The 23499-nt window shown below is 58.7% G+C and carries 24 protein-coding genes; 9 read left to right on the top strand and 15 right to left on the bottom strand.

Annotation, left to right across the window (positions count from 1 at the left end; translation table 11 throughout):
- Positions 1-4 precede the first annotated feature (4 nt).
- Entirely contained in the window at positions 5-598 is a 594-nt protein-coding gene (locus tag ED236_RS01225; RefSeq protein WP_123236121.1) for a cysteine hydrolase family protein, read from the top strand.
- A gap of 191 nt (positions 599-789) precedes the next feature.
- Here ED236_RS01225 and ED236_RS01220 read toward each other — a convergent pair whose 3' ends face one another.
- The 5 genes from ED236_RS01220 to ED236_RS01200 all read right to left on the bottom strand — a co-directional run bounded on the left by ED236_RS01220 (position 790) and on the right by ED236_RS01200 (position 4114).
- Positions 790-1194, bottom strand: coding sequence for a type II toxin-antitoxin system VapC family toxin (locus tag ED236_RS01220; protein WP_123236120.1), 405 nt, complete (start codon positions 1192-1194; stop codon positions 790-792).
- A gap of 5 nt (positions 1195-1199) precedes the next feature.
- Positions 1200-1439 (bottom strand): type II toxin-antitoxin system Phd/YefM family antitoxin, encoded by a 240-nt coding sequence (locus ED236_RS01215; protein ID WP_123236119.1) that lies wholly within the window; start codon positions 1437-1439, stop codon positions 1200-1202.
- A 178-nt stretch (positions 1440-1617) separates the two neighbouring features.
- Positions 1618-3192, bottom strand: a complete 1575-nt coding sequence (locus tag ED236_RS01210; RefSeq protein WP_123236118.1) for a peptide chain release factor 3 — start codon at positions 3190-3192, stop codon at positions 1618-1620.
- Between the two features lie 242 nt (positions 3193-3434).
- Entirely contained in the window at positions 3435-3860 is a 426-nt protein-coding gene (locus tag ED236_RS01205) for a type II toxin-antitoxin system VapC family toxin (RefSeq protein ID WP_123236117.1), read from the bottom strand.
- Positions 3857-4114: a FitA-like ribbon-helix-helix domain-containing protein gene (locus tag ED236_RS01200; RefSeq protein ID WP_123236116.1), complete on the bottom strand. Its 258-nt coding sequence runs from the start codon at positions 4112-4114 to the stop codon at positions 3857-3859. Before ED236_RS01200 ends, ED236_RS01205 begins: the two co-directional genes overlap by 4 nt.
- A gap of 358 nt (positions 4115-4472) precedes the next feature.
- On the opposite strand from ED236_RS01200, the gene glnE reads away from it, so the two are divergent.
- Positions 4473-7193: a bifunctional [glutamate--ammonia ligase]-adenylyl-L-tyrosine phosphorylase/[glutamate--ammonia-ligase] adenylyltransferase gene (glnE, locus tag ED236_RS01195; RefSeq protein WP_123236115.1), complete on the top strand. Its 2721-nt coding sequence runs from the start codon at positions 4473-4475 to the stop codon at positions 7191-7193.
- A gap of 81 nt (positions 7194-7274) precedes the next feature.
- Here glnE and ED236_RS01190 read toward each other — a convergent pair whose 3' ends face one another.
- From ED236_RS01190 to ED236_RS01165, 6 genes are all read right to left on the bottom strand, one after another.
- Positions 7275-8603 (bottom strand): PQQ-dependent sugar dehydrogenase, encoded by a 1329-nt coding sequence (locus ED236_RS01190; RefSeq protein WP_123236114.1) that lies wholly within the window; start codon positions 8601-8603, stop codon positions 7275-7277.
- A gap of 235 nt (positions 8604-8838) precedes the next feature.
- Entirely contained in the window at positions 8839-9816 is a 978-nt protein-coding gene (locus ED236_RS01185; RefSeq protein ID WP_123236113.1) for a PA2778 family cysteine peptidase, read from the bottom strand.
- Between the two features lie 16 nt (positions 9817-9832).
- On the bottom strand, positions 9833-10225 hold the full coding sequence (locus ED236_RS01180) for a PA2779 family protein (RefSeq protein WP_240031977.1): 393 nt from the start codon (positions 10223-10225) through the stop codon (positions 9833-9835).
- A gap of 249 nt (positions 10226-10474) precedes the next feature.
- Positions 10475-11374: a M48 family metallopeptidase gene (locus tag ED236_RS01175; protein ID WP_123236111.1), complete on the bottom strand. Its 900-nt coding sequence runs from the start codon at positions 11372-11374 to the stop codon at positions 10475-10477.
- A complete protein-coding gene (locus ED236_RS01170) occupies positions 11371-11868 on the bottom strand; it encodes an SH3 domain-containing protein (RefSeq protein ID WP_420820401.1) in 498 nt (165 codons plus the stop codon). The genes ED236_RS01175 and ED236_RS01170 overlap by 4 nt, the downstream gene beginning before the upstream one ends.
- A 19-nt stretch (positions 11869-11887) precedes the next feature.
- Positions 11888-13597, bottom strand: coding sequence for a CHASE2 domain-containing protein (locus tag ED236_RS01165; protein WP_123236567.1), 1710 nt, complete (start codon positions 13595-13597; stop codon positions 11888-11890).
- A 135-nt stretch (positions 13598-13732) separates the two neighbouring features.
- On the opposite strand from ED236_RS01165, the gene ED236_RS01160 reads away from it, so the two are divergent.
- The 7 genes from ED236_RS01160 (at position 13733) to ED236_RS01130 (ending at position 19974) form a co-directional block, all read left to right on the top strand.
- Positions 13733-15046 carry a DNA recombination protein RmuC gene (locus tag ED236_RS01160; RefSeq protein ID WP_123236110.1) on the top strand — a complete coding sequence of 438 codons (1314 nt, stop codon included), beginning with the start codon at positions 13733-13735 and terminating at the stop codon, positions 15044-15046.
- 34 nt (positions 15047-15080) lie between these two features.
- Positions 15081-15338, top strand: a complete 258-nt coding sequence (gene moaD, locus ED236_RS01155; protein WP_123236109.1) for a molybdopterin converting factor subunit 1 — start codon at positions 15081-15083, stop codon at positions 15336-15338.
- A gap of 2 nt (positions 15339-15340) precedes the next feature.
- Positions 15341-15796, top strand: a complete 456-nt coding sequence (gene moaE, locus ED236_RS01150; protein WP_123236566.1) for a molybdopterin synthase catalytic subunit MoaE — start codon at positions 15341-15343, stop codon at positions 15794-15796.
- Between the two features lie 8 nt (positions 15797-15804).
- Positions 15805-17949, top strand: coding sequence for an AAA family ATPase (locus tag ED236_RS01145; RefSeq protein WP_123236108.1), 2145 nt, complete (start codon positions 15805-15807; stop codon positions 17947-17949).
- 51 nt (positions 17950-18000) lie between these two features.
- Positions 18001-18417, top strand: a complete 417-nt coding sequence (locus ED236_RS01140) for an RNA-binding S4 domain-containing protein (RefSeq protein ID WP_123236107.1) — start codon at positions 18001-18003, stop codon at positions 18415-18417.
- A gap of 74 nt (positions 18418-18491) precedes the next feature.
- Positions 18492-19367: a UTP--glucose-1-phosphate uridylyltransferase GalU gene (galU, locus tag ED236_RS01135; protein WP_123236565.1), complete on the top strand. Its 876-nt coding sequence runs from the start codon at positions 18492-18494 to the stop codon at positions 19365-19367.
- Between the two features lie 25 nt (positions 19368-19392).
- Complete coding sequence (locus ED236_RS01130; protein WP_123236106.1) at positions 19393-19974, top strand: hypoxanthine-guanine phosphoribosyltransferase; 582 nt, start codon at positions 19393-19395, stop codon at positions 19972-19974.
- 96 nt (positions 19975-20070) lie between these two features.
- On the opposite strand, the gene fdxA is transcribed toward ED236_RS01130, so the two are convergent.
- From fdxA to ED236_RS01110, 4 genes are all read right to left on the bottom strand, one after another.
- Positions 20071-20394, bottom strand: a complete 324-nt coding sequence (gene fdxA / locus ED236_RS01125; protein WP_123236105.1) for a ferredoxin FdxA — start codon at positions 20392-20394, stop codon at positions 20071-20073.
- Positions 20395-20470: 76 nt separating this feature from the next.
- On the bottom strand, positions 20471-21778 hold the full coding sequence (gene cysN / locus ED236_RS01120; protein ID WP_123236104.1) for a sulfate adenylyltransferase subunit CysN: 1308 nt from the start codon (positions 21776-21778) through the stop codon (positions 20471-20473).
- Position 21779: 1 nt separating this feature from the next.
- The gene (cysD, locus tag ED236_RS01115; protein WP_123236103.1) at positions 21780-22715 is read right to left on the bottom strand and encodes a sulfate adenylyltransferase subunit CysD; all 936 of its coding nucleotides are present in this window, start codon (positions 22713-22715) and stop codon (positions 21780-21782) included.
- An 8-nt stretch (positions 22716-22723) separates the two neighbouring features.
- A complete protein-coding gene (locus tag ED236_RS01110) occupies positions 22724-23497 on the bottom strand; it encodes a phosphoadenylyl-sulfate reductase (protein WP_123236102.1) in 774 nt (257 codons plus the stop codon).
- Positions 23498-23499 lie beyond the last annotated feature (2 nt).

Below are 23499 nucleotides of genomic sequence, written 5' to 3'. Positions count from 1 at the left end.
CCCCATGAGTTTGACTACTTTGCGTGACGTTGTCGGTCTCGGTCACCAGCCGGGCCAGCTGAAGGACAGCGCGCTGATCCTGATCGACTGCCAGAATACCTACCGTGAAGGCACCATGCAGCTGGAAGGCGTGGAAGAAGCGCTGAAACAGGCGCAACTGCTCTTGCAAAAAGCGCGCGAACTGAGCGTGCCGGTCATCCATATCCAACATGATGGCGGTGTGGGCAGCCCCTATGACATCACTGCGCGTATCGGCGCCATTTCGGATGAAGTGGCGCCTGTCGCGGGTGAAACCGTCATCACCAAGAATTATCCCAATGCCTTCATCCATACCGAGCTGGATGCCACACTGAAAGCCCTGGGCGTCAACAGCCTGGTGTTGGCCGGATTCATGACGCACATGTGCATCAACTCCACCGCACATGGCGCCTTCAATCTGGGCTATGTCGCTACCGTTGTCGCCAACGCGACGGCGACACGTGCCATCAAGACAGAGGCAGGCGTGGTGGTCCCCGCTACGCAAATGCAGGCCGCAGCACTGGCCTCAACGCGTGATCTGTATGCAGTGGTGGTGGAGCAGGCTGCGCAACTATATTGACTTGGGTGACAAGCAGTTGCGCATAGCCCGGCTTCGCAATAGCAACATAATAAAGTCCGCAGACGCGGGCTTTAACGTTAGAAGCTGTTACTAATTTTCACGTCAACGCTGTCAAGCGTAGGCAGTCGCCTACAAACGACGCATCAAAAACAAGAGGAATCTGTCAGGAGCCTGAAGTGCACCACCCAACTTCATTTGATCGTGGTGATTTTTACCAGCTCGGAGTATTGGCCAAGCAGGGCATCGCTGGTCAGTAGGTAGGCCGGCAAGGCCATCGCTTGGGAAATCAACAACCTGTCAAATGGATCACGGTGATGCAAAGGCAGCGTTGAAAGCACCAAGGTATGGGACGCATGAACGGGTAATTCGGTAAAACCGGTCTCTATCGCCAGATACTGGATGTCAGCAGCAGAAAAATCGAAGTTGGCCTTGTTTAGGCTAGCCTTGATGGCGATCTCCCAGATGCTTGCTGCGCTGAAGTAGATAACATTCTGACTGTCGATGAGTCCTTGTTGAATTTCTACGTTCAAGCGCTCAGGAGAAATGAGCGCACATAACAGTATATTGGTATCAAGCAGGTAGGTCTGTTGTGGCATGTGGCTCAGGCGGCTTCAAACATGGCCTGGATTTCACCCTGATGCAGCCGATCAAAATCATCGGGCAACTGGTGTTTACCTTTACCCAAGCCGAGTAGGCGTTGCTTGGTTTGGTCTGAATCTAATGGCCCCAGGCGTGCGATGGGCTTGCCAGCGCGCGCGATGATGATCTCATCGCCACCCGCAGCCTGGTCTACATAGCGTGAGAGCTGGGTTTTGGCTTCATGGATGTTGACGGTTAACATAGCAGGATTTCAATTGATATGACCGGACTAAGTTTAGTCCAGTGCATACCTATCAGTCAACTGATGGCAGATCAAGCTGTTGACCCGATGTCCTGAAATGCAACAGCAGTGACAAGTGCAGTGACAAGTGTGCTGTGCCCACCTCAGCCGTCCGCCACATTCCGGCAAAATCTCGCGATTAGAAGATCTCGCGGGTCTCCAAGAACTTCACATCCGGGTAGCGTTCCTGCGCCATCTGCAGGTTGACGCGGTTAGGCGCCAGATAGACATACTCATCAGCGCCATCCAGTGCCACGTTGAAGCCGTACTTGTCGGCAATGGCTTTCAAGTCGGTTTCCGAGCCACGCAGCCAGCGCGCTGTTGAGCAGTCGAACGATTCGAACACCACGTCCACGCTGTATTCATGCTCCAGGCGGTGCGCCACCACGTCGAACTGCAGCGTGCCTACTGCGCCCAGGATGAGGTCGTTGGATAGCAGTGGGCGGAACAGTTGCGTGGCACCTTCTTCCGCCAGTTGTTTAAGTCCAAGCTGCAACTGCTTCATCTTCATCGGATTTTTGATACGTGCACGGCGGAAGAATTCGGGCGCGAAGGAGGGGATGCCGATGAACTTGAGTGCTTCGTTCTCGGTGAAGGTGTCGCCCAGCTTGATGGTGCCGTGGTTGGGGATGCCGATGATGTCACCCGAATAGGCTTCGTCCATGGTGGTTCTGTCCTGTGCCATGAAGGTGATGGCATTGTTCACGGACAGCAGCTTGCCTGTGGATACCTGCTTGATCTTCATGCCACGCTCGAAGCGGCCCGAGCACACGCGCAAAAAGGCGATGCGGTCGCGGTGCTTGGGGTCCATATTGGCCTGGATCTTGAACACAAAGCCGGAGAACCTGGCTTCGTCCGGTGCCACCGGACGTGTGGCGGTCTGCCGTGCCAGTGGAGCAGGCGAGAGGTCAACCACCGCATCCAGCAGGGATTGCACGCCGAAGTTGTTGATGGCCGAGCCAAAGTAGACCGGCGTCTGTTTGCCGCTGAGGTAGTCATCCTTGTCGAACACATGCGAAGCGCCGCGTACCAGTTCGATGTCCACGCGCAGCTCGTCGGCCTGACGGCCGATCAGTTCGTCCAGGCGTGGGTTATCCAGCCCCTTGATGGTCTCGGACGTGCCTTTTTCCGCATGCGGATCAAAGAAGGCAATGCTATCCGTGTAAAGGTTGTAAACACCACGGAAGCTCTTGCCCATGCCGATAGGCCAGGTCATCGGCGCGCATTGCATGCCGAGTACCGATTCGATCTCATCCAGCAGCTCGATGGGCGCACGCGATTCACGGTCCAGCTTGTTGATGAAGGTGACGATGGGCGTGTCGCGCATGCGGCACACATTCAGCAGTTTGATGGTCTGCGCTTCCACGCCGTTCACCGAGTCGATCACCATCACCGCCGAATCCACCGCGGTCAGTGTACGGTAGGTGTCTTCCGAAAAGTCGTCATGGCCCGGCGTATCCAGCAGATTGATCATGTGTTCGCGGTAGGGGAACTGCATCACCGAGGAGGTGACCGAGATACCGCGCTGCTTTTCCAGCTCCATCCAGTCCGAGGTGGCGTGGCGTGCGGCCTTGCGGCCACGCACTTCACCAGCCACCTGGATCGCACCGCCGAACCACAGCAGCTTTTCGGTGAGGGTGGTTTTACCCGCATCCGGGTGCGAGATGATGGCGAAAGTGCGACGACGCTGTATTTCGGAGTTAAGGCTGCTCATGAGGGTGTCGAATGCTGTAGGTTTAAGGCAAAACGCCATTTTACCCGAAAGCAGCGGGCAGGCTGCAGCCGCTCTGAACACCAGCGCTGCCAAGCACGCTGAGGAGTAATAATAAGGTCAGTTTTCTTACCTAGTGTTTGGTAGATACCTTAAGCAGGGGATGCTGCAGCCTGACCAATGTGCAGTTAATGTCAGGTAGTCTGCGGCTATTTAGCCGCGCCGGGTTGCGGTGCTAGCCTGGGTCAAATCGCAGCTGTCCAAGGGTTGACGACATTAAGCCCTGCTGCTTCAAAAGGGCTGGTGTCGCGAGTGGCCACCGTGAGCTTCCCCAGAAAGGCCGTGGCGGCGATATAGCCGTCTTCCTTGCCGATGGCTTTCCCTGCTGCCTTCGCCCGTGTCATCAAGTCGGCATAGGCCTGCGAAGCATCCAGGTCAAAGGGCAGCACTCTGCCCGCAAACGTCGGCAAAACCTCTTGTTCCAAGCGCTTTTGATAGATTGCGCGCCGCTTGCCTTCCGGCATTGTTGCCAGACCAAAACGCAGCTCGGCTACCGTGATGGCAGACAGGTAGAGCGTTTCAACAGTTTGCGCATCGATCCAGGCCAGCACGTTTGGATTTGGCTCGCCTTTCCATAGCTCGGAGATGACGTTGGTATCCAGGACAATCATTCAAACCTCATTGGTTCAGCCGGGATCTTGTCACGGAGCTGATTGAAGCCCTCGGCTTCAGCATCAGTCAGGCCACCCGCCTCGCGGGCGATGGAAGCCAGCAACGAACCGAGCTTGATGCGTTCTGGCGGTTTGACGATCATTTCCAGAATGTCGCGGATTTCGGCCTCTGTGCTGCGCCCATGTGTGGCAGCCCGTACGCGAAGCGCGCGATGCACTTCATCGGGCAGGTTTCTTATAGTAACACTAGCCATGATTGCCTCAATAAATTAAAGATATCAACGCAATCATTATATTTATATTGATTGCATTGGACAAGAGCGCATGGCCTAATGCAGATCTACGCGTAACAATAATAGAGTCAGGCACGATATTCAGAGAAACAACGCAACCTCAATATCGTGCCTGACTCTATTATTATTTGTAGTAGTTCCGATTTAATCGGACAGTCACTTCTGTCAAATCGGTATCTGTCAGGTCAGATAGCGACTACTAAAAAGTCATTAACCTGAATTTGATTTGACAACTAGGCGCTGTCAAAACGGGCAATAGTCAATTCCGGAGCCCGACTTCTGCATATAATCAACCGTGACTCTAACGCCGGATACACGCATGACCGATCTGAACACCTTGCTGAACACCAGCGCTGCCGAGCATACAGATATCGCCCGATTGCAGCATCTGGTGCGCTGTAGCCCCTATGCGCAGCGTCTGCTTAACAGCGATGCCAGCTTGCTCGCCGAGCTGCTGCAAACCCTGCATCAACCCTGGCATGCCGATGCCATGCGCGACTGGCTGGCGCAATGCCCGGTCAGCAATGAAGTGGAGCTGAAACGTGCGCTGCGCAAGTTACGCCAGCGTGTGATGCTGAGCTTGATGGCGCGCGATTTGAACGGGCTGGGTGACCTCAACGAGGTGATGCAGGTGATCAGCGCGCTGGCCGAGGTGTGCGTGCAACACGCTTTGCAGCATTTGATGCCATGGACGACAGCCGTCTATGGCAAGCCCATCGGCGAAACGGGGCAGCCACAGCAACTGATCGTGGTGGGCATGGGCAAGCTGGGCGGCGGCGAGTTGAATGTCTCCTCCGATATCGACCTGATCTTTGCGTTCGAAGAAGACGGTGAGACGGACGCCACCAAACCCATCAGCAACAGCGAGTTCTTCACGCGCCTGGGCAAGAAGCTCATCGCCGCCATCGACGAAACCACCGTGGATGGTTTTGTGTTCCGTGTGGACATGCGCCTGCGTCCATATGGTTCGGAAGGGCCGCTGGCTTGCAGCCTGGCCATGCTGGAAGATTATTACCAGAACCTGGGGCGCGAATGGGAGCGCTATGCCTGGATCAAGGGGCGTGTCGTGGCTGGCCCACCGCAGGCATTGGCCACGCTGCTCAAGCCCTTTGTGTTCCGCAAATACCTGGATTACGGTGCGTTCGCCTCCATGCGCGACCTCAAACTGCAGATCCAGCGTGACGTGGCACGCCGCGACATGTTCGACAACATCAAGCTGGGGCCAGGCGGCATACGCGAAGTGGAATTCATCGCCCAGGTGTTCCAGTTGATCCGCGGCGGCAGTGATGCCAGCCTGCAGATCAAGCCGACCTTGGCGGTGCTGCCCTTGCTGGAACAAAAAGGGCTGCTTGCGGCTGAAGTGGTGACCGAGCTACGCGAGGCTTATTGCTACTTGCGCAATCTGGAACATCGCCTGCAGTATGTGGAAGATGCGCAGACACAGGAGCTGCCCAAGCATGCAGAAGGGCAGGCACGCATCGCGCTGGCGATGGGCCATGCCGACTGGCCAGCCTTGCGGGCAGCGCTGGATGTGCACCGTCAGCGCGTGCAGCAGCATTTCAATGAATTGTTCGACGAGCCCGCCGAAGCCAGGGTGGCGGCCGACCATGGCCCCAACCAGCTCTGGCTGGGACTGATGGAGGCGACAGCTGCGCAGGCATTGCTGCAATCGCTGGGCTATCAGGAAGCGGCGGTCAGTTACCAGCGGCTGCAGGGCTTGCGCGCCAGCAGTCGCTACCGCAGCCTGCCCGAGCTGAGCCGCCAGCGGCTGGATCGTGTGATGCCGCTGTTGATCCAGCAGGCAGGCACACAACCCTTGCCGGATCAGGTGCTGCTACGTGTGAGTGACCTGCTGGAGAACATCTGCCGCCGTGCCAGCTATCTGGCCTTGCTGGCAGAGTATCCGGATGCGCTGGGTTTGATCATCAAGCTGGCGGCGGCCAGCCCCTGGCTGGTTCAGTACTTGTCGCAGCACCCCATCCTGCTCGATGAGCTGCTGGATACCCGCAACCTGTACAGCGCTCCCGATTTCAGCCTGATGCGTGCCGAGCTGCAACGTCGTTTGAGCGAGGTGGAAGGCGACGTGGAACGCCAGATGGACGTGATGCGCCATTTCAAGCATGCCTGGGTATTCCGCTTTGCGGTCAAGGATGTGGCAGGTGAGTTGCCTTTGCGTACCCTGTCTGATTACCTGAGCGCACTGGCGGAACTCGTTCTGCAAACGACATTGGCGGTGATCTGGCCGACCTTGCGCGGCAAACACCGCGATGTGCCGGCCTTCGCCATCATAGGCTATGGCAAGCTGGGGGGCAGAGAGCTGGGTTACGCCTCGGATCTGGACATCATCTTTCTGTACGACGATGCCGCGGACGGCGCCGGTGAGGTGTATGCGCGTTTCGCACAGCGTATCAATAACTGGTGCAACAGCCTGACCTCGGCCGGCATGCTTTACGAAACCGATCTGGCGCTGCGCCCGGACGGTGCCAGCGGCCTGCTGGTCAGCACGGTGGAGGCGTTCGAGGATTACCAGCGCCACAAAGCCTGGCTATGGGAGCATCAGGCCTTGACGCGAGCGCGTTTCGTCGCCGGGGATGCGGCCATTGGTCGCCGCTTCGAGCAGATCCGCGATGCCGTATTGAGGCAAGCGCGTGAACCGGCCGGGTTGAAACAGGCGGTGGTCGACATGCGCGAAAAGATGCACGCGGGCCATCCTAACGCCTCCAAACTGTTCGATCTGAAGCATGACCGTGGCGGCATCATCGATGTGGAGTTCATGGTGCAGTATCTGGTGCTGAAGCACGCGAATAAATTGCCGCAATTGACTGAAAATATTGGTAATGTCGCGCTGCTTAAACGCATGGCGGAGCTGGGTCTGGTGGAGGCGAAGCTGGCGCAACAGGTGGCCGATGCCTATATCGAATACAGGCGTTTGCAGCATGCCATCCGCCTGCAGGGGCAAAGCAAAGCGCAGTTGCCCAGGCAGGACGTGGACCTGCACGTCAAGGCCGTGCAGGCCTTGTGGCATCAGGTGTTCAGCTAGGCAGGTCTGGCCAGCTGCATCCTCCGGGAGGAGTGCCGCAGCTGGTCGAGCTTAAGATGGCCGAGCTTAAGCTCGCCAACCTTAGTTTGTTTTGGCAGTGACGTGCCAGATGGTCTTGCCCACGTCATCTGCCACCAGCAAGGCGCCATGCGCATCGAAGGCCACGCCGACCGGCCGCCCTTGTGCCTTGCCGTCCGCACTGAGGAAACTGGTCAGCACATCGACCGGCTCACCCGCTGGTTTGCCGTCCTTGAAGGGCACAAAGATCACCTTGTAGCCACTTTGCGGGTTACGGTTCCAGGAGCCGTGCTGGCCGATGAAGGCGCCGCTGCGAAATTGTTGCGGTAACTTGTCGCCTTCAGACCAGCTCAGGCCCAGTGAGGCGGTGTGCGCACCCAGCGCATAATCCGGCTTGATGGCCTTGGCGACCAGCTCCGGCTGTTGCGGTTTCACGCGCTCATCCACCACATCGCCGTAATAACTGTAGGGCCAGCCGTAGAAGCCGCCATCCTTGACCGAGGTCAGGTAATCCGGCACCAGGTCACTGCCGATCTCGTCGCGCTCATTGACCACCGTCCACAAGCTGCCGGTCTGGGGTTCCCACATCATGCCGTTGGGATTGCGCAGACCTGAGGCAAAGATACGATGCGCGCGGCTTTGCAGGTCGATCTCCCAGATGGCGGCACGGCCTTGTTCGATGTCCATGCCATTCTCGCCGATGTTGCTGTTGGAGCCTACCGTCGCATACAGTTTGCTGCCGTCCTGGCTGGCGATGATGTTCTTGGTCCAGTGATGGTTGAGTGGCAGGCCGGGCAGGTCGATGACTTTTTCACCCGCTGCGCTGATCTGGGTCTGACCGCTCTGATACGGGAAGCGCACGATGGCGTCGGCGTTGGCCACGTACAGGTCATTGCCGACCAACGCCATGCCGAACGGCGAGTGCAGGCCCTCTAACAAGGTGGAGCGCAGCTCGGCCTTGCCATCGCCATCTGCATCCCGCAGCAGCGTGATCCGGTTCGGGCTGGCCACACTGGCACCCACATTCTTCATCACCATTTTGGCTACCCATCGCTTGATGCTGAAGCCGGTATCGCCCTTGGGCGGCGCCGTGCCTTCTGCCACCAGCATATCGCCATTCGGCAAGCGGTACAGCCAGCGCGGGTGGGCCAGGCCACTGGCATAAGCCGTGACTTGCAGACCTTCTGCCACGGCAGGTCGGGCAGCGCTGGTCCAGCCCACGGCAGGCGAGGTCTTCACGGTGGGGATCAGCGTCTGTCTGGGCGGCGGCAAAGTAGGGTCAGGGCCTATGCCTGCGGAAACAGGCAACTGGGCGACATCGCCACACGCGGAAAGTCCAAACAGGAGTCCAGTGAGAAGGGGGGTCACAAGTGCGGTACGGGTGATCTGCATCAGTCGTTCCTTTAACTTTTACAATAGGTCTGTCAAAACACCGGGCTAACTGGCAGCCGGTGGCGTGAGTATTCGGAGGGAGACAAGACGCTCAAACACAGAAGGCGTCAGAAATAGCTTAAAACCAGTTCAAGCGTATTAGCAGTTCAAGCCTGGTAATAAAAGCGCTGCTTATTGATATGACTGCATCGCTGCGCAGAGTTCACTGGGAGTTCACTTAGAGTTCACTGGGAGTTCACTTGCTGGACGCGTCCAGCTCATCCAGCTTGGTCTGGATGTCCGCCAGCGTCTGCTCAATCTGTTGTTTGAGCGCCGGGTCCTGTGCAGCCAGCTGCAATGCCTGTTCGGCATGCGCCCTGGCGAGTGGCCCTTGCCCTTGCTCCAGCAGCACGGTGGCCAGGTTGTTATGTGCCGCAGCAGAGGCGGGGTGATGCTGTGTGGCCTGCAACAAGGCCTGCTGTGCTTTGTGCAGATCTTTGTTGCGGTAAGCGCTATTGCCCAGGCCCATCAGCAGTACGAGGTGCTCCGGCCAGCGCTGCACGGCCGCGGCATAAGCCTGTTCTGCTGCGCTCGCGGGGGCGTTCTTTTCAAACGCGACCAGTGCTCTGGCCGCTGCATCGGCATCGATGCTGACCGGCAGTCGGCCCGGCGGCAGGGAAACAAAGGCCCAGTGCTGGCTTCTGGCCCAAGTGCGCCCAAAGGCGCTTAGCGTCATTTCAAAGCGCTCAAACGTGCCGGAACGCAGCCAGACCAGCTCCTTGTTGAGGTCATAGCCGATGGCCACGGCGTAATGCCAGGAAGGGGCGAACGACAAGCCCAGGTTCTGCATCACCAGCACCGGATTGCCAGCGCTGATCTCGTGGAGCAAGGCTTCCAGCCTGGCAGGGATCACATAAGCCACGGCGCCGTGCCTGCGTGTAGCGGCCAGCATCTCGACCTGCAGGCTGCCTTGACGACTGGGGATATAGACTTCGGGCGTCAATTGTTCAGGGCTGACCTTGATATCGATGGCATTCAAGGTGGTAGCGAGGGCAGCCGGGCCGCATTGGTAAAGTGCTTGCGGGAAGAACGGAGTTGCGGTCAGCTCGTGCTGTCTGGGTAACTGGGTATTCTGGGTGACTTCACGCACGCCTTGCGCAGCGCAAGCACTCAGTAAACTGCCTAGCAGCAGAAACGCAAAAGCCAGTATGCGGGTGCGGATCTGCAACAACATACTGGCCCGGCTTGGTTTAGCGTATGGAACGTGTGAACGGGTAGACTTTGGTGAAGCCGAGGATGTCCGTGACCAGCAGCAACACGAAGATGAACACGATGGCGCCGATGATACCGCCGGCAGGCGCGTTTTCGATCTGGTTCGCCATCTTGCTGGCTTCTTCATCGGTCAGGGCCGCGACGCGTTGCTCGACTTGCAGCGGATCCACACCGCGCTTGATGAGCTCGCTGCGCACGTCTTCACGTGTCAAGGCCGCATAGATACGCTCACGGTCCTGCTCGGCACTGGCGAGGCCAGCAGACTGTGCAACCTGCTCGGAGCTGACCATGGCCGCTTGCGCGATCTGTATGCTACCGGTGAACAGGATGGAGCTTGCGACGAAAAGACTTAACAAACGTTTGACGATCATGATTTGAATACTCCTATTGTGTTGATAAACAGCATGTTAATAAATAGTGCATCAACCCCGGATTATTCTCAAAACACCATGGCAAACGCCACAGTCACAACAATTGGCACTTGATTGTCTTGTGCTCATTTTTTATTCAAGGTACCACACAAATCCGCAAATCGGCTAGTTACTTGCAATGCAAGCGTGATGATGACGCATCAGACCCCGACTGGCAGCACGTCTAGTAGCAGGTGCAGAGTTGCCATCTTACTTGGGCAGGCGATAGAAACGGTCTGCCAGCAACTTGCCCTCGTTCACGCCGTCCAGGCGGCTGCCGATCGCGTCCCCCAGCCGGGTCAGCCGGTCTTCCGGCGACGGATGTGTTTTGAACAGCAAGGTCACACTGTCGTCGCTCTGATTGACCTGCCCCAGTGTCTGCAGCACCTCGGGCAGGCCATAGCCGTCGTAACCAGCGCGCACGCTGAGGGCCACACCCACGCGGTCTGCTTCATATTCGGCATCTTTATCCAGGCCACGCGCCATCATCTCGGCACCGCTGCCTATCACCTTGTCTATGGTCTGATTGCCTTTGCCTACCTTGTCACCGATGACGCTGGCGCCCAGATTGAGCAGCTGTGATTTTTGCAACACTTTGAGATGGTGTTTCTTCACCACATGCGCGACCTCATGTCCGAGCACACCAGCCAGCTGAGCTTCGTTATCGAGTTTACGGTACAAGCCTTTGGTGATCAGGATGTAACCGCCTGGCGTGGCAAAGGCGTTGAGGTCGTCACTGTCGATCACCCCAAAATGCCAGGCCAGCTGCTGGCGGTCGGTTTGGCTCGCGACCCAGCGGCCGACCTGGTTCACATAGGCCTGCAACTTGGCGTCCTTGACTAGCGGCGCAGCACCCAGCAGGTTGCCGGCAAGCTGGCGACCCAGCGCCATCTCCTCTTCAGCGGAAGGGCTCTTCCAGTTGAAGCTGGTTTGCGTGGCAGCGCTGCCTGCCGGAGTCTGCACTTCACTGCCAGCCGTGGCTGCACCGCCAGTCTGTTGTTTGACGGCGTCCTTGAGCGCATTACCCAGATCAAAAGCGTGCGCCTGGCTGCTCACCGCGAGACCAGAGCAAAGCAGTGTGCTCAGCAATAGTGCGTGACGGGGTTTCATTCTGCCTCCTTGCTGGCCGCCAGGCCCTTGAACTCGATCGCACCGAGCTTGCCGCTGACGGCGAATTGCTGCGCTTGTGTCTGAGTGACGGTGTAACTTTCCAGCAGCTGTACTTCCGCCGCGTTGTAGCTGGCGGCCTTCAGTTCCTCGGCGCTCAGGCCGCGTACCCCGGTAGTGGATACCACCTGGCCGGTGCCAGCGCGACCGCTGGCCACATTGAGCACGCCGGTTGCGCTGCTGCCCGCTGTGCTGCTGCCACGTTTGACGGACAGCAAGCGTACCCAGCCGGTGGACTTGGCGGTCTTGACCTTGAGCCAGGCCCCTTGCTTGCCGGTGATCTCCAGTTTTTCGCCGCGCGTGAATTTCCCGCTCAGCCTGGCATCGGCGTAGGGTTCGGCACGCAGACTGTCGTCCTTGAGTGCGGTACCGGTCTCGGCGGCCACTGCCAGCATCGGCAGTAGCAGGGCGAGGCCCAGCAAAGTTCGCATATCCATGGTTGCTCCTTTTGAGTTCTTACGCTGGTGAGGCTGTGGTACTGGCATTCAGCGGGGTTTCATCATGTTCCAGGCGGATGATGGCCTGTGCGAACAGGGTGCGCCACTGGCTGGCGGTCTGTTCCCCGGCCAGCGTGCAGTCGTGTATGGCATGACGCACCAGGGTGTCGGTTGGCAAACCCAGGCTGGCGACCAGCACCGACAATTGTGCCGCCAGCTGGCTGGCGTCCTGTTTTGCCTGGGCAGCGTAGGCCGCCTCGGTCTCGGCATAAGTCCAGCTCACCAGGACCATGTCACCGAACAGGCCCCAGATGCCACTTTGCGCTGTTTTGATGATATCCACATTGCACGGGGTGCGGCTGGCCAGCTCGATCTTGCGCTTGAGTTTTTTGAGCAGCGCATCGCCCAAGGGCTCCCGGCTCTCGACGATGACCGGCATCAGCTGCGCATGGGTGGTACCGGCCCCCGCCTTGACGCCATACGCCAGCCAGCGCTGCAAGGCGCGGTCGTTGGCCAGTGCGTAGATCTTGGCCACACTGAAATACATCACTGCCCAGGCGATGGGCCCGGTGAAATCCAGATAGGCATCGGCCAGGTTGATGCCGATGTAGGACAGCACCAGCAGGCCGATCTGCGTGCCCGAGAACAGCTTGGTGAGTTTGTCGCGGTCCATATTGATATAGAACGCCAGCGTGGTCAGCCAGATCAGCAGCAAGCTGATCAGCACATAGGGCAGGCTGCCGCGCAACACCCACAGATAGTCGTCATGTTTGACATTGTCGATGGCCGTGGCGAGGATCTCCACGCCCGGAAATGTCTTATCCATGGCAGTGGCCTTGATGTCTCCCAGGCTGGCAGCGGTGGAGCCGATGATGACGATCTTGTCCTTGAACTCTTCGGCTGGGCGCTGCTTGACCTTGCTGGCCATGTCCTGGAACACGTCGCTGAAGGTGGCGTACTGATAACTGAACGGCTTGCCGCGCCAGTTCAGCAACACCTTGTCCACATCCGGTAGCGGGTAGGCCAGCCCAAGACCTACCGTCATAGGCAGTGAAGGCAGCCGCCAGCCGTAATCATCACGGTAGAGGCGGTATTCGCGCACGATGCCGTCCCTGTCCGGGTAGATGTTGTGTGTGCCCAGCCGCCCGGATTGCACCGCCGCATCAAAGTGCGGCAGCACCACGGCGATGGTGGCATTGGGGTCTGACTGGCCAGGCACGGCCTCGTGCAGGCCGGGGATCATGCCGGGCCGGACCTGGCTGAGCTTGTCATGTGCTTCGGGCAAGCGCAGAAACGGGAAGTAGGTATTGTCGGTGCCCGCGATGACCTCATTGAAATAGGCATCGCTATCCGGGTTGAACAGGTCGGCATCGCTGAACAGCACATCGAACACGATGGCGCGTGGCTGCTGGGTCTGTATGTTCTCCACGAATTCGCCGAACACCTGGCGTGGCCATGGCCAGCGCCCATATTCCTTGGCCATGGCGGCCAGGCTGGCCTCGTTGATGTCGATGATGACGATGTCTTGATCCGGGGCAGGCGCCACCACGCGATGCCGCACCATGAAATCGAAGGCTTTTTGACGCATGTTCTCGCCCACATGGAACACGCTGGCGTCCAGCAGGACGAACACGGTGAGCAGCGCGGCGAGGTAGAGATAAAAGTTGTTCTGCAGCCGTCGCGTGAAATTGGCCAGCCATTGGCCGATGAGCAGTTTCAGTTTGGTCACGGCATCCTCACCCTTGAGATCAAGTCGATCATGGGCGAGTTTGGCACAAACAGGCCATGATTTGAAGTTAGCCTGTTCGCTGGGCATACGGCACTGCGGTGAGCGTGGCCGCCGTGCGGTATAATTTGGCTCTATATGACCCAAACTATGTTACTCCTGATCGTCAGCGTCAACCTGCTGACCGTGGCCTGGCTGGCCTGGAAGCTGCTGCGTCGCAACGACAATGACACGCTGTTGATGCAGCAGCTGGAACAACGTCACCTAGCCATGTTGCGTGACCTGAACGATGGCCTCAACAAACTGGGCGACCGCTTGAATCAGGCCGTGCTGGACAGCAACGAGCGCCTGCGGCTGTCGGTGACTCAGGAGCTGACCCAGACGCGCGAAGCCATGCAGGCTTTGCAGATGTCGCAAGGGCAAAGTCTGGCGCAGACACGTGAAAACATACTGGAAAAGCTGCACATCACCCTGGCCGAGCAGGGCAAGGCCGAGCAGGCGCTGATCCAGACCACCATGGGCAACGCCATCCAGCAGATCAGCCAGCGCATCGAAGTGCTGACCAAGGTGGTGGAAGAGCGTCTGGAACAGATCAGTGGCAAGGTGTCGGAGCGCCTGGACGAGGGCTTCAAGAAGACCAACGAGACCTTCCTGAATGTGATGACGCACCTGACCAAGATTGATGAAGCGCAGAAGAAGATCGACGGCCTGGCCACCAACGTGGTCAGTCTGCAGGAGTTGCTGGGCGACAAGCGTTCACGTGGCGCATTTGGCGAAGTACAGCTGGAAGGCTTGGTGCGCAACCTGCTACCGGAGAACGCCTTTGAGTTCCAGTACACATTCCCCAACAACACGCGTGCCGATTGCGTGCTCAAACTGCCGGAACCGACCGGTCTGGTGGCGGTGGATTCGAAATTCCCGCTGGAGAATTACGAAGCCATGTTCCTGGAGGGCGCGGAAAAAGCCAGCGCTGCCGTGTTCAAGAGCGGCGTACGCAAGCATATCGACGACATCGCCAGCAAGTACATCATCCCCAACGTGACTTCGGACGGCGCCGTCATGTTCCTGCCAGCCGAGGCGGTGTTCGCCGAGATCCACGCGCACCACCGAGATCTGGTCGAATACGCACAGGTCAAACGGGTCTGGATCGTGTCGCCCACCACCTTGATGGCCGTGCTGAACACGGCACGTGCGGTGTTGAAAGATACCGAGACGCGCAAGCAGGTGCATATCATCCAGGACGAGCTGGGCAAGCTGGGCAAGGACTTTGCGCGCTTCGACGAGCGCATGAAGAAGCTGGCCACGCATATCCAGCAGGCCAGCAAGGATGTGGAAGACGTGCACATCAGCAGCCGCAAGATCACCGACCGTTTTGCGCGCATCGAGCGTGTGGAGCTGGAAAGCCATGGCATCACGCCGGCGCTACCACTCAGCGATAGCGATAACGACTAATCTCCCCATCACGACCAGCTTAAAGCCGCCCCACATGCAGATCACCGTCCTCTATTTCGCCCGTCTAAAAGAATCTTTGAAATATTCCACCGAGGAATTGCAGCTGCCCGAAGGTGTGGATACTGTCGCCGCCCTGATGCAGCATCTGGCCAGCCGGGGCGATGCCTGGCAGACCATGTTCTCCGGGCAGCAAGCGATACGTGCGGCCATCAATCATGCGCTGGTTGGCACCGAGGCGGTCATCAAGGCGGGCGACGAGGTGGCATTTTTTCCACCTGTGACAGGGGGTTGAGCGTGGAAGTGCGCGTTCAGCTTGAGGATTTTGATGCGGGCGCAGAGATCAGCCGTCTGCGTCTTTCCCGTCGCGACACCGGCGCAGTGGTGGCCTTCATCGGTCAAGTGCGTGACATCAACGAGGGTGCCGAAGTCTCCACGCTGACGCTGGAACATTACCCGGGCATGACCGAAAAAGTCTTGCAGGCCATCGTGCAGCAGGCTGCCACGCGCTGGGCACTGCATGACGCCCTGGTCATCCACCGTTATGGCTGTCTGCAGGCGCAGGACCAGATCGTGCTGGTGGTCACCACCAGCCCACATCGTGGCGATGCTTTCTCGGCCTGTGAGTTCATCATGGATTACCTCAAGACCGAAGCCCCGTTCTGGAAGAAGGAAGCCAGCGCAAGTGGCGAGCGCTGGGTCGAAGCCCGTAGCAGCGATGACAGTGCCAAACAGCGCTGGCAGTCACAATAGGACTACACATGCTGAACAGATTGGCAGCGGAACAATTGAGTGTGGCCATCGATCCGGCCTGGCTGGAGCCAGCGGACACGCCTGCAGACAACAGCACCTGGATAGGGCAGCCAGGCGCCTGGCAAGCGGCCGAATTCGGCCTGCAGTTGCGCCAGCCTGGCATGCACCTGCTGGTGGAAGGGGAGCCTGGCAGTGGCCGCACCTCGCTGATGCTGAGCGCCATGCGCCGCATCGCTGCCGACTGGCCTGCTGCGGCAGACCTGGTCTACCTGCATCATTTCTCTGCGCCTGAGAAACCTCTGGCCCTGCCTATGCAGGCTGCCAGCGGCGCCCTGCTGCGTAGCGGGCTGGAGCAGATGACGCGTGAATTGGCGCGTCATATCCTGGGGCAATGGCAGGAAGCGTCAGCAGGCATGGAACCGGGTGCCAGATCAGAGAAAACGCCGGTCGCAGAGGCCGGGCCTGGCAGCAGTGCACTGGAGTCCGTGGCCGCCTTGCTGGATGCGCGTATCGCGCAACTCAAGCGCGAGCACAGTGCCCACCTCTTGCAAGCTGCAGCGTTCGAGGGCTGGCTGGCCGAGTTGCGTCAGGATCTGCTGGATCAACTGCAGCAGCTACACCTCAGCAGTGAGCCCGAGAACCAGCTTGAAGTCTGCCTCAACCGATACCGCGCCAATCTGCTGGTGGATCAACGCTATCTATGCAGCAACGGCGGTGCGCCCGTGCTGCACGACGATGATCCCAGCCTGGCCTCACTGTTCGGTGGCTGTGATGCCTCGGAAAACCAGGCGGATGTGCTGCGTTTGCGTGCAGGCAATCTGTTGCGGGCGCATGGCGGCATGCTGCTGCTGCATCTGAGCGACCTGTTGGCTGATACAGACAACAACCTGCTGGGCCGCCTGCTGCGTGTGCTACGCAATGGTCGTATCCAGCTGGAAGAGACGGTTTCCGGGCAACACGCCAGCGCACTGGCAGTGAAACCCGAGCCGCTGCCTCTGGATGTCAAGATCGTGCTGATCGCCACTGCAGAAGAGCGTGATCAGTTACACGACACCCTGCCGGAGCTGGCCGGTTTCTTCCCGGTCAAGGTGGATTTCAGCGAACGCATGCCGGCCAATGCGGATAACTACCGTGCCGTCGCTGCCTGGTTGAGGGCACGCTGCCAGGCCTTGCAACTACCTGCCTGCAGCACGGGCGCCGTCGTCGTGTTGCTGCAAGCCATGCACCGCAAGATAGAGGATCAGCGCCGCCTCAGTACGCATTTTGGCGAATTGCAGCAATGGCTGATCGAGAGCGCAGCTATCGCGCTACAGCAGCAGTCGCCACAGATCCAGGCTGCCCATGTGACAGATGCCATGCAGCAGCGCAGGTTGCGCTCGGCATTGCCTGAACAGGGCTTTCGTGACGCCATCGCAGATGGCGAGATCCTGATCCGCGTCACTGGTGAAGCCATCGGCCAGATCAATGGCCTCACCCATATCGATCTGGGTGACACCAGCTTCGGTTCGCCGGTGCGCATCTCGGCGCGTTGCAGCGCAGGTGCGGCCGGCATCATCAACATCGACCGGGAAGTGGAGATGACCGGGCCCAATCATGACAAGGGCCTGTTCATCCTGCAAAGCTGGCTGACCAGTCAGTTTGTGGCGCTGACACCGCTGTCTCTCAATGCTGCCCTGGTGTTCGAGCAGGAATATCACGGTGTGGAAGGCGACTCTGCCTCCTGTGCCGAGCTGTATGCCTTGCTGTCTGCACTGGCGTGCGTGCCGCTGCGTCAGGGCGTGGCCCTGACCGGCGCGCTGAACCAGCACGGCGATGTGATGGCCATCGGTGGCGTCAATGAAAAGATCGAAGGCTATTTCCGTTTGTGCCAGCAACTGGGCCTGGATGGAGAGCAGGGCGTATTGATCCCGGAAAGCAATCTGGGCCATCTGGTGCTGGATGCTGAAGTGCAGCAAGCGGTGGCGGCGGGCCAGTTCCATCTGTACAGCATGCGCGATGTGCTGGACGGTCTGGCCTGCCTGAGCCCCATGCCCATAGGTGCGCCGGATGGACATGGTCACTATGCCGAGGGCACCTTGCTGCGTCAGGCGCACGACACTTTGCAGCGCCTGCGTGAGTACCACCACCACAACCGTGTCGCGCTCACGCCTTGAGTCAGAGCCCCGCCATGAATATCCAGCCAGCCATTCAGTCCCTGATCGACCATGAAAAAAACCGATAAAGACAACGATCAGGAAGACAACAAATGCCGCCTGGACAAGTGGTTATGGGCAGCACGTTTCTTCAAGACACGCAGTCTGGCCACCGACGCGGTGGACAGCGGTAAAGTGCATATCGATGGCGACCGTGTCAAACCGGCCCGCGAGATGCGCATCGGCATGACACTGTCCATACGCAACAAGGACATGGATATCGAGGTCACCGTGCGCGCATTGTCCAACCAGCGGCGAGGCGCGCCTGAGGCGGCCTTGCTCTACGAAGAAACCGCCGCCAGTGTGGCAAAACGCGAGGCAGCCGCTATCACCCGTGAAGCCGACCATGCGCAACGTGAACGCGGCGCCGGACGCCCGACCAAACGTCAGTTGCGTGACATCAAACGTTATACTGGCGGTTCCTGGTGATGCGCTTCAGCAGCAGCACCCAAAGTAAATCGACTACAATCCAACTGGAATAACAAAACAAGGGAGCCATGAAATTGTCGAAAATCACCAAAGCCGTATTTCCTGTCGCTGGCCTGGGCACGCGTTTCCTGCCTGCCACCAAAGCCAGCCCCAAGGAGATGCTGCCTATCGTTGATAAGCCATTGATCCAGTACGCAGTAGAAGAGGCCATCGCGGCCGGTGCCACGGAGCTGATCTTCGTGAACGGCCGTAACAAGCGCTCCATCCCGGACCATTTCGATAAGTCGTTCGAGCTGGAAGCGATGCTGGAGGCCAGCGGCAAGACCAAGATGCTGGAGATGATACGCAGCATCATTCCCAAGGGCGTGACCTGCATCTACCTGCGTCAGGCGGAAGCACTGGGCCTGGGGCATGCGGTATTGACTGCCAAATCCGTGGTCGGCAATGAGCCGTTCTCGGTGATCCTGGCAGATGACCTGATCGATGCACAAACGCCTGCCATGCAGCAGATGGTCGAGCTGTACCAGCAAAAGGGCAGCAGTGTGCTGGGGGTGGAAGATGTCGCGCCCGAGGACACCGCCAGCTATGGCATCGTCGACGCGAGCGCTGTCTCCACTGACGTGCTCACGGTCAACAGCATCGTGGAAAAACCCAAGCCTGAAGAGGCGCCATCCAATCTGGCTGTGGTGGGGCGCTATGTGCTGACGCCACGCATCTTCGATTGCCTGGAGAACATCAAACCGGGCAAGGGCGGTGAATTGCAACTTACCGACGGCATCGCAGCCCTCATGCAGTATGAGCAGGTGCTGGCCTACCGTTTCCACGGCAAACGCTATGATTGCGGCAGCAAGCTGGGGTATGTGCAGGCCAACGTGGAGTTCGCGATGAAGCATGACGAGATCGGCGATGAGTTCATGCACTACATGCGCTCGCTGAAATCCGGGCTGTGAATGCTGTGAACCCAGTGCTCTGACGATGACGCTGTTCGACCCCACCTTGCCTCCCGCGCAATACCTGGCCCACGCTGACCTTATCCATGATGAGGCAGCCGTGCGCCTGGCCATCGCCGAACTGGCAGCTGCGCTCAAACTGTCACTGCACGACAGTCAGCCTCTGGTGTTGTGTGTGATGGGTGGCGCCGTGGTGCTGGCCGGACAGTTGTTGCCCTTGCTGGATTTTCCGCTGGAGTTCGACTACGTGCAGGCCAGTCGCTATCACAACCAGACGCAGGGCCAGACCTTGTTATGGAAGGTGTTGCCCTCGCATCACGTCAAGGATCGCACCGTGGTGCTCATCGATGACATTCTCGATGAAGGCCATACGCTGGCGGCCATACGCGAGAAATGCCTGGAGCAGGGCGCGAGTCGCGTGGTGATCGCGGTGCTGGCCGAGAAGTTGCTCGGGCATGAAAAGCCGATCCGGGCCGATCATGTCGGTCTGCAGGTGCCCAATCGCTATGTGTTCGGTTGCGGCATGGATGTCTATGGCTGGTGGCGCAACCTGCCGGCCATCTATGCACTGCCAGAGCAAGTTTCTCCTGCAGCGTTGAGTGGTTGAAGGCGGGTAGCCGTACAGTACGGCAGGCGTAAAAAAGGAGGCATTCGCCTCCTTTTTTATTTTGATATTATTTAATAATCAACCGCTTCAGTGCGATCATTCAACCAGAAGCTCACGCTTGCCTGCTGCGCCGTTCATGGCATCGGCGTCTGGCAACGGCTCTTTGCGGCTGGTGATCGTGGGCCACAACTGCGCCAGTCGCGCGTTGAGCGCGATGTATTCCTGCTGGTCAGCCGGCACATCATCTTCAGCAAAGATGGCTTCTGCCGGGCATTCCGCCACGCACAGCGTGCAGTCTATGCATTCATCCGGATTGATGGCGAGGAAGTTAGGGCCTTCCACAAAGCAATCCACCGGGCAAACGTCCACGCAGTCGGTGTATTTGCATTGGATGCAGTTCTCGGTTACTACATAAGTCATGGTTTTTCCTCTAATGGCGTACGCCGCATGCTGGCCTGGGCGCTATTTTAATGAATTTTGGCGATCTGGTAAAAACTCAGATGATCATCCCGGCGCCAACCGTGTTGTTGGTGGATTCATCGATCACAATGAACGCCCCCGTGGCACGGTTCACGCTGTAGGCATCCACCATCAGGGGCTGTGCCAGGCGGAAGCTGATGCGTGCGATGTCGTTCATGGCCAGGCCTTGCGCAGGCAGCTGTTCCAGTGTGTTGACATCCACCTTGTAGCTGATGGTGCCGACCTTGGCCTTGGATTCGCGCGTGGTATGGCGAATGATGTAGGTGCGTGCGGCGGAAAGCGGCGTTTCCGACAACCAGCACACCATGGCTTCGATCTGCTTCACCGGCTCCAGGGTCTGATCGCTCTTGACGATCATGTCACCACGGGAGGTGTCGATCTCGTCTTCCAGCAGCAGGGTGACGGATTGTTCGGTGCTGGCGGTACTGAGGCTCTGTTCGCCGAGCAGGATGGCTTTCACCTTGGAGCTATGTCCAGCAGGCAGCACGGTCACGGCGTCACCCACGCTGACATCACCGGATTCCACACGGCCCATGAAGCCACGGAAATCATGCAGCTCAGGATCATCCGATGCATGCGGACGGCACACGAACTGCACCGGGAAGCGGAACGGTTCATCGCGCTCGGAGTGCGCGGTCGGTGCCACTTCCAGCATGTCCAGCATGGTCGGGCCCTGGTACCAGTCCATGGCATCGCCACGGTCCACGATCATGTCGCCGTTGAGTGCTGACATGGGGATGAACTGGATGTCGTGTCCCGCACGCTGTAGGCCGATCTCGGTGGCGAACGCCAGGTAATCCGCACAGATCTTGTCATAGGCAGCCTGGTCATAATTGACCAGGTCCATCTTGTTGACGGCCACCACGATATGCGGGATGCCGACCAGATGTGCCAGGAAAGAGTGGCGGCGCGTCTGCGTGAGCACACCCTTGCGTGCATCGATGAGGATGATGGCCAGATTGGCCGTGGATGCAGCGGTGACCATGTTGCGCGTGTACTGTTCGTGACCTGGCGCATCGGCGATGATGTATTTGCGCGTGCCGGTACTGAAGTAGCGGTAGGCCACGTCGATGGTGATGCCTTGCTCGCGCTCGGCTTGCAGGCCGTCGGTGAGCAGCGAAAGGTCCACGGCTTCCATGCCGCGCTTTCTGGAGGTCTTTTCGATCTGGGTCAGCGTGTCAGCCAGAATGGTCTTGGTGTCGAACAGCAGGCGGCCGATGAGGGTGCTCTTGCCGTCATCGACACTGCCACAGGTCATGAAACGTAGCAGGCTGTCGTTGTGCTGTGCTGCTTGCACATCATTGAGTGGTACGAAATTGGACATCTTAAAAGTAACCTTCTTTTTTGCGCTGTTCCATCGAGGCATCCGAGGTCTGGTCATCCAGACGCGTTGCGCCACGCTCGGTGATGGTGGTGGTGGCTGTCTCGAGCACGATCTTTTCAACATTGTCAGCATCACTGATCACCGGCGCGGTGCAGGTGATGTCGCCCACGGTGCGGAAGCGCACCTGCATGTTGATGACTTCTTCACCGGCCTTGGGCTGGTTGATCACTTCGCCACTGGCTAGCGGCACATTGATCGGTACGATGGCGCCACCGCGCATCACCACGTCGCGCTGATGGGCGAAGTAGATGCTGGGCAGTTGCAGGTTCTCACGCTCGATGTATTGCCACACGTCCATCTCGGTCCAGTTGGAGATCGGGAAGGCGCGGATGTTCTCGCCCTTGTGGCTGCGCGCGTTATAAAGGTTCCATAGCTCGGGGCGCTGGTTCTTCGGGTCCCACTGACCGAACTCGTCACGGAAACTCATGATGCGTTCCTTGGCACGGGCTTTTTCTTCGTCACGACGTGCGCCACCGATACAGCAGTCAAAACCAAATTCCTCGATGGATTCCAGCAGGGTGACCGACTGATGCTTGTTGCGTGGTTCGTCCGGCGACTTCAGCACCACGGTGCCACGTTTCATGGAGTCTTCAACCGAACGCACGATCAGACGTTCGCCCAGTTCCGCTGCGCGCTGGTCACGGAAGTTAATCACTTCCTGATAGTTGTGGCCGGTATCGATATGCAGCAGCGGGAAGGGGAAGCGGCCAGGACGGAAGGCTTTTTCGGCCAGACGCAGGATACACAGCGAATCCTTGCCGCCCGAGAACAGCAATACCGGGTTGGAACACTGGCCAGCCACTTCACGCAGGATGTGGATGGCCTCGGCTTCCAGCCAGTCGAGATGCGATAAAGGTTGTTTTGTTTGAGTGGTCATATCGGTTTCTATGGTGATTTCTTGACGTGCAGGCCGCATTCCTTGGAGGTGGGGTCTTCCCACCACCAGCGGCCAGCGCGTATGTCTTCGCCCAGCGCGACGGCACGCGTGCACGGCGCGCACCCTATGCTGGGGTAGAACTGCTCGTGCAGCTTGTTATAAGGCACCGCGTGCAGGTGGATATAGGCCCAGACTTCCTGCTCGCTCCACTGCGCCAGCGGATTGAGTTTTTCCAGGCCATTGCCTGCGTCGTACTCACGCGCAGGCAGATCGGTACGCGTTGCAGACTGCTGCGCACGCATGCCGGTGATCCAGGCTTTCTTGTCTTTAAGGGCGCGCTGCAAGGGCTCTACCTTGCGCATGTGGCAGCAGGCCTTGCGCAGTTCGATCGAGGTGTAGAAGGCATTGATGCCGTGCATGCGCACATACTGCTCGACTGGTGCCGATTGCGGGAAGAACAGCTTGAGACGGGTGTCGTACTTGCTTTCCACCTCGGCGATCAGGTCGTAGGTCTCCACGGGCAAACGGCCGGTGTCCAGCGAGAAGATCTCGATGGGCAGGGCATTGCGCAGGATCACATCGGTGAGCACCATGTCCTCTGCACCCAGGCTGTTGGCAAAGGTGATCTGCGCCTCTGTACCGAACTCGTCGACTGCGCTCGACAAGGCCGCCACCAGTTCAGCCGTCTTGCTCGCCACGCTGCCGCGCAGCGCATCGGTCAACGCCGGACGGATGGCCGGGTTGCTGGCTGCAGGGCGCAACATACTGACTTCGCCGCTCATGC

The organism is Pseudomethylobacillus aquaticus (assembly GCF_003730115.1).
In the GTDB taxonomy this organism is placed as follows: Bacteria; Pseudomonadota; Gammaproteobacteria; order Burkholderiales; family Methylophilaceae; genus Pseudomethylobacillus; species Pseudomethylobacillus aquaticus.
Note: the sequence above shows the minus strand (reverse complement) of the source record. Positions and strands in the feature narration are given on the sequence as shown.